We start from the raw sequence: 6251 nt of genomic DNA, 5'->3' as shown, positions 1-6251 counted from the left end.
ACTTGACTCGGACTTTGACGTTGTAGTCCACCACGCGCTTGACGGCGACGATTGCTTTCATGGGAGGAACTCCATCAGTACAAGGAAAAGGTTCGCGCAGGCGTGTGGGCCTGCGCAGGGAATGAGGAAGGTGTGCTGAAGGCGTCCAGGTTGGGGCTCAGAGAACGACAGGGATCTCGGTCGCCGGTGGCGTGTTGCGGCTGCGGCCGCAGCGCACCAGGCCGTCGATCATCACCATGCCGATGCCGGGGATGTCGCCCAGTTGCACGCTTTCGAGCAGCGTGGCTCCGGCCGTGTGTTGGGCGCGGTCCATGAACACGAAGTCCGCCGCGCGACCCGGCTCGATCAGCCCGCAGTTGAGGTTGCGGATGCGCGCCGTGTTGCCCGTGGCAAAGCAGAACACCAGCTCGGCCGGGATGTTGGCGAAGCTCGAGATCAGCGCAATCATGCGCAGCATGCCCAGGGGCTGCACACCCGAGCCTGCGGGCCCGTCGGTGCCCAGGATCACGCGGTGCGGGCACTTGAGCTCCATTGCGGCGCGTGCGGCCTCGATGGCGATCTTCTCGTTGCCGTTGTGCACCAGCTCGATGGCGCGCGAGGACTTCTCGCACAGTTCGCACACATGCTTCCAGGGCAGCGAGGTGTGGCCGCCGTTGATGTGGCCGATCACGTCGGCATCTGCCTCCAGCACCACGTCCTTGTCGATCAGGCCCGAGCCGGGGATGGAAGGCCCGCCGGTGTGGATGGTGCTCTGGATGCCGTACTTGCGCGCCCAGGCCACCATCTGCTGGGCCTCGTAGCCGGCCTTCACGGTGCCCAGGCCGACTTCGCCGAGCAGGGTCACGCCGGCATCGGCCATGTCCTTGAAGTCCTGCTCGACCATGCCCTTCTCGATGATGGGCGCACCCGCGATCACCTTCACGCCGCCGGGGCGGAAGTTGTCGAACGCGCGCTGCGCGGTGATGGCCAGGGCCTTCAAGCCCACGATGTCCTTGGGCCTGCCGGGCAGGTGCACCTCGCCGGCCGAGACCATGGTGGTCACACCGCCGTTCATGGTCGAGTCGATCCAGCCGATCTGGTTCTGGCGCGGCGTCCAGTCGCCGAAGACGGGGTGTACGTGGCTGTCGATCAGGCCGGGGGCCACGCAGGTCTGGCGCGCGTCGATGGTGGTGCGCGCGTGTTCGGTGTCGCAGTCCTTCTCGCGGCCCACGGCCACGATGAGGCCGTCGTTCACGACGATGGTGTCGGCGTCGAGGATGGGGCGTTCGAGGTCGCCCGAGAGCAGCAGGCCGATGTTCTTGATGACGACTTTGCCGGAGGCCGCATTGGTGGAGATGTCTGCCATGGGAAGGTACCAGTCGGATGGTTGAGGGGGAGGGCGCAAACTGCGCCGATCGTGGGGCTGCAATTCGTGTAGTGAATACTACATAAGAGGCCAGCATCGTGCAAGATGGCAAGCACTGCAAAGTGTCTCGGGGCAGATCAGGCGCTGCGGTGAAGCGGGCAGGCTGCGCCCCTGCCGATCGCCCGGATCGGCAGGGGGCTCTTGCAAGATATGGGCCTTGGGCCCCGGGGAGGGCGCGTTGCGCCTCAGGACGCCCGCACGGTCCGCAGCACGGTATCGATCATGAACTCGTCCCAGTGGGCCACGGCCTCGGGCTGGTCGATGTCCTCGCCCAGGAAGGCCGAGAGCGTGTAGCGGTTGGACTGGTAGAAGTAGCCCATGGAGGCGATCAGCAGGTACAGGTCGCGCGCGCGCAGGTCGGCGCGGAACTCCTGGCTGGCCACGCCCGCGGCCAGCACCTTTTCGATCACCGAGACGGCGGGCGAGGAATACTCGCGTGCGCGCATCGACTTGGAGATGTGCTTGCCCTTGTGCAGGTTTTCGGTGTTGAGCAGGGTGACGAACTCGGGGTGCTTGCGGTAGTACTGGCTCACGAAGCGCACCACTGCCTTGAGCGCCTCGACGGGGGTCTCCAGCCGGATGTCCAGGGTGGTTTCGGCGTCGTTCATGCGCCGGTAGATCTCTTCGAGTACCTCGATGAAGAGGCCTTCCTTGCTGCCGAAGTAGTAGTAGATCATCCGGTCGAAGGACTTGGCCGCCTTGGAGATCTTCTCCACGCTGCCGCCTTCATAGCCGTAGCGTGCGAACACCTTGATCGCCGCCTTGAGGATGTTGTCGCGCGTGGTCTGGGCCGCCTGCTCGCGCACGCCGGTGCGGCGGGCGGAGGGGGCGCGGGTGGAAGCAGTCCGGGTCTTGGTGGGTGTGGCCGACATGGATGATCCGTTGGGTGGCAGGGCAGCCCCTGCCATGCAGGGACCGGGCCTGCCGGGGATATTACTGCTCAGCGAAGGCTCGTTCGATCACAAAGTCGCCGGGCTTCGTGGTGTTGCCTTCCTTGAAGCCGCGCACTTCCATCATGTGCTTGAGGTCGCGCAGCATCTCGGGGCTGCCGCAGATCATCACCCGGTCTTCCACCGGGTTCAGCGCTGGCAGGCCCAGGTCGCGGGCGAGCTGGCCGTTTTCGATCACGGTGGTCACGCGGCCCTGGTGCTTGAAATCCTCGCGCGTCACGGTGGGGTAGTACTTGAGCTGCTTGCTCACCATCTCGCCCAGGAACTCGTGCTTGGGCAACTCTTCGGTGATGTAGTCGTGGTAGGCCAGCTCCTTGACCTCGCGCACGCCGTGCACCAGCACCACTTCCTCGAACTTCTCGTAGGTCTCGGGGTCGCGGATCAGGCTCAGGAAGGGGGCCAAGCCGGTGCCGGTGGAGAGCATGTACAGCCGCTTGGCGGGCAGCAGGTAGTCGATCAGCAGGGTGCCGGTGGGCTTCTTGCCCACGACAATGGAGTCGCCCACCTGGATGTTCTGCAGGCGCGAGGTCAGCGGGCCGTCGGGCACCTTGATCGACAGGAACTCCAGGTGTTCCTCGTAGTTGGCGCTGGCGATGCTGTAGGCGCGCAGCAGCGGCTTGCCGTTCACGCGCAGGCCGATCATCGTGAAATGGCCGTTGGAGAACCGCAGCGCGGTATCGCGCGTGGTGGTGAAGGAAAACAGGCGGTCCGTCAGGTGGTTGACGGTCAATACGCGTTCTTCAAGAAAGGCGCTCATGGTGCTTACGTCGGCTAAAAGTTGAAAAATAGGGCGAAAAAGCTGGCTGAAAGGCTGGGGCCGGCCGCGTCAGAGCGCGATGTCCAGGCCGGAAAGCTTGTGGCTCACAACCCTCCATTGTTCCGCATCTGGCAAAGGCGGTTTTCTTTTGGTGATTGTGGGCAGGCCGGGGGCCAGCTTTTTGTTGAACTGGATAAAGATTTCCATGCCTGCCGGGAGGTCGTCCTCGGCATAGATGGCATTGGCTGGGCATTCGGGGATGCAGACCGCGCAGTCGATGCATTCGTCGGGGTCGATCACCAGGTATTCCGGTCCCTCCTTGAAGCAATCGACCGGGCATACATCCACGCAATCGGTGTACTTGCACCGAATGCATGCGTCTGTGACTACGTGCGTCATTTTGGGGCTCCTTGTGCACCATTTCAGGGGGCGCGCAAACACTATTGCGGACTGCGAACGATTGCGCTACATTCGCCTCAAATGTAGTGATCACAACATTTAAGTTAAGTGAATGCTACACAAAACGCCATGAACGTACAAGCACAGAAAACGGTGCGAGGAATGGGTTGCCACGATGACTGAACACACCAAGACCGATGGCCTTCCAGGCATGGACGCACCCGAGCTGCCGCAGGTGCTCGAGCGCGCCCGGCCGCGCAATGAACGCATGAACACGGCCAAGGTGGAGTGCAACGCCTGCCCTGTGCTGTGCCAGATCTCCGAGGGCCGCAGCGGCGCCTGCGACCGCTACGCCAACCAGGCCGGCTTGCTGGTGCGGGTCGATCCCGTGGTGCTGCTGCGCAAGACCATGGCGGAAGGCGAGGCGGTGCTGGTGCCCTTTGCAGGCCGCGCTGCCGATGCGGGTGCCGGAGGCCAGGACGCACCGGCTGAGCAGCCCGCCTGGAGCGGCGACCTGCTGCTGACAGAAGAAGTCTTCGTCACCGGCGTGGGCTCTTCCACGACCTATCCTGACTACAAGCCCGCGCCCTTCATCGTCGGTTCCAAGGTCGATGGGGTGGACATGGTCACCGTGGTCACCGAGGGCATCTTCAGCTACTGCAGCTTCAAGGTGAAGATCGACACCGACCGCTTCCTCGGCCCCGAGCAGGCCAACGTGCGCTGCAAGGGCGAGGTGGTGGGCCATGTCACCACGGCCGAGTACGGCTCGCAGATGCTCTCGCTGGGCGGCGTGCACCACCTGACGGGCGGCAGCAAGAAGGAAGGGCGCATCGCCAACGAGATGATGCAGATGCTGGGCAACAAGCAGGCGGTGGAGCTCACCATCGACGGCGGCTCGCAGCTCGTGATCCAGGCCGGGCATGCGCCCATCGTCAACGGGGTGGCCGAGCAGCGCATGCGCGTGGGCTGCGGCTCGGCCGCCATCGGCATCTTTGCGCGCCAGTTCTTCGGCCAGGCCGACGAGGTGGTGGTGGTGGACGACCACATCACCGGCGTGCTCACCGAGCACCAGGCCGGCCGCTGCCTGGACATGAAATCCTCGGGCATCAAGATGCGCGGGCGCAAGTCCACGCCGGGCCGCTACTTCCAGGTGGCCAACCCCGGCACGGGCTGGGGCGGCACCGACATCGCCGACCCGCTGTCCATCATCGAGACCTGGGACGACGCGGTGGCCTGGCCCGGCCTGCGCCTCTTGATGACCTCGACCACGGGCGAACACGCCAGCTGGTACGTGCTCGACGAATCGCTGAATCCGGTGGAGGCCGAGATGCCCGCCGAGGTGCGCCGCATCGTGGACCGCATCGGCGAGAACTGCGAACCCTCGATGACTTCGGTGCTGTTCCTGGGCGGTGCGGGCGGCAGCCTGCGTGCGGGCGTCACCGAGAACCCGGTGCTGCTTACTCGCTCTATCAAGAATGCGCTGGTCAACGTGACCTGTGGCGGTGCGCCGGCCTATGTCTGGCCCGGTGGCGGCATCACGGTGATGGCCGACGTGCTGCGTATGCCCGACAACAGCTTTGGCACTGTGCCCACGCCGGCCATCGTGGCGCCCATCGAATTCAGCATGCGCCGCAGTGACTACGAGTTGCTCGGTGGCCACATGGACCAGGTGCGCAGCCTGCGCGAAGTGCTCGAACGCGGCGCCTGGCACAACGATGGTGCGCCGCAATCGGTCTCGTGGCTGACCCTGCCATCGGCCAACCCCTGGCCCCTGGGCCAGCCGCCGCTGTTGGGCTGAGGGGCCTCCATGCAAGCCACCCGACAACTGCTGTCCGCCGGCCGCTGGCACCTGCAACACGGCCCCATGGACGTGATCGTGCAGGCCGAGGGCGATGCGCTCGCCGTGGCTGCGGCGCATGCGCGCGCCTGGGTGCGCTTTCAGGGCCTGCTGCAGGAGTTGGTGCGTGAGCTGCCCGCGCTGCGTGCGCCGGTGGGCGCTGGCGACTGCCCGCTGCAGGGCCCGGTGGCGCGCCGCATGTGGAGCGCCTGCCAGCCGTTTCGCCAGGACTTCATCACGCCCATGGCCGCAGTGGCCGGTTCGGTGGCGCAGGAGCTGTTGGCCTGCTACGCGGTGGAGTGCGTGCAGCGCGCCTGGGTGAACAATGGCGGCGATATCGCGCTGCACCTGGCGCCGGGCGAATCGGCCAGCGTCGGGGTGTATGCCGACATTGCGGGGCTCGATGCGGCGCAGCTGCAGGGCGGGCTGCTGCTCGACGGCGCCTTTCGCCTCACGAGCACCATGCCGGTGCGCGGCGTGGCAACCAGCGGCTGGCGCGGGCGCAGCCATTCGCTGGGCATTGCCGACAGCGTCACCATCCTGGCGGCCACGGCGGCCCAGGCCGACGCCGCGGCCACGGTAGTGGCCAATGCCGTGAACCTGCAGGATGCACGCATTGCACGCAGGCCCGCCTGCGAGGTCAAGGACGACAGCGACCTGGGCGCCATCCTCGTCACGGTGGACGTGCCAGCGCTGCCGGCCGCCCTGGTGCGCCAGGCCCTGCAGGCCGGTCTTGAAAAAGCGCAAGAATTGCAGCTTGCCGGCCATCTGTGGTGCGCACTGCTTTCGTGCCAGGGGCAATGGATGGCGACGCCATCCGCGCGCCTGGCGCTGGAAGGCTCCACCGAGGAGAAATCCGCTGCCTTGTTTGAAGTTGGTTCAGTATTTGCTTAATGAATTGCA

6 protein-coding genes are annotated in these 6251 nt (G+C 65.4%); 2 read left to right on the top strand and 4 right to left on the bottom strand.

Annotated features, from left to right (window positions below; all coding sequences use genetic code 11):
- Positions 1-157: 157 nt before the first annotated feature.
- From ASE31_RS15610 to fdxA, 4 genes are all read right to left on the bottom strand, one after another.
- Positions 158-1345 carry an amidohydrolase family protein gene (locus ASE31_RS15610; RefSeq protein ID WP_057202720.1) on the bottom strand — a complete coding sequence of 396 codons (1188 nt, stop codon included), beginning with the start codon at positions 1343-1345 and terminating at the stop codon, positions 158-160.
- Between the two features lie 245 nt (positions 1346-1590).
- Positions 1591-2277, bottom strand: coding sequence for a TetR family transcriptional regulator (locus ASE31_RS15605; RefSeq protein WP_057202719.1), 687 nt, complete (start codon positions 2275-2277; stop codon positions 1591-1593).
- A gap of 61 nt (positions 2278-2338) precedes the next feature.
- A complete protein-coding gene (locus ASE31_RS15600) occupies positions 2339-3112 on the bottom strand; it encodes a ferredoxin--NADP reductase (protein ID WP_057202718.1) in 774 nt (257 codons plus the stop codon).
- Between the two features lie 69 nt (positions 3113-3181).
- Positions 3182-3511 carry a ferredoxin FdxA gene (gene fdxA, locus ASE31_RS15595; RefSeq protein WP_057202717.1) on the bottom strand — a complete coding sequence of 110 codons (330 nt, stop codon included), beginning with the start codon at positions 3509-3511 and terminating at the stop codon, positions 3182-3184.
- 175 nt (positions 3512-3686) lie between these two features.
- Here fdxA and ASE31_RS15590 point away from each other — a divergent pair, with 175 nt between their 5' ends.
- Positions 3687-5309: a hypothetical protein gene (locus ASE31_RS15590; protein WP_057202716.1), complete on the top strand. Its 1623-nt coding sequence runs from the start codon at positions 3687-3689 to the stop codon at positions 5307-5309.
- 9 nt (positions 5310-5318) lie between these two features.
- Positions 5319-6242, top strand: a complete 924-nt coding sequence (locus ASE31_RS15585; protein ID WP_057202715.1) for a UPF0280 family protein — start codon at positions 5319-5321, stop codon at positions 6240-6242.
- Positions 6243-6251: the final 9 nt, after the last annotated feature.

Source organism: Acidovorax sp. Root217 (assembly GCF_001428645.1).
In the GTDB taxonomy this organism is placed as follows: domain Bacteria; phylum Pseudomonadota; class Gammaproteobacteria; order Burkholderiales; family Burkholderiaceae_C; genus Acidovorax.
The sequence above is the reverse complement of the archived record's forward strand: the minus strand, read 5'-3'. Positions and strand labels throughout refer to the sequence as shown.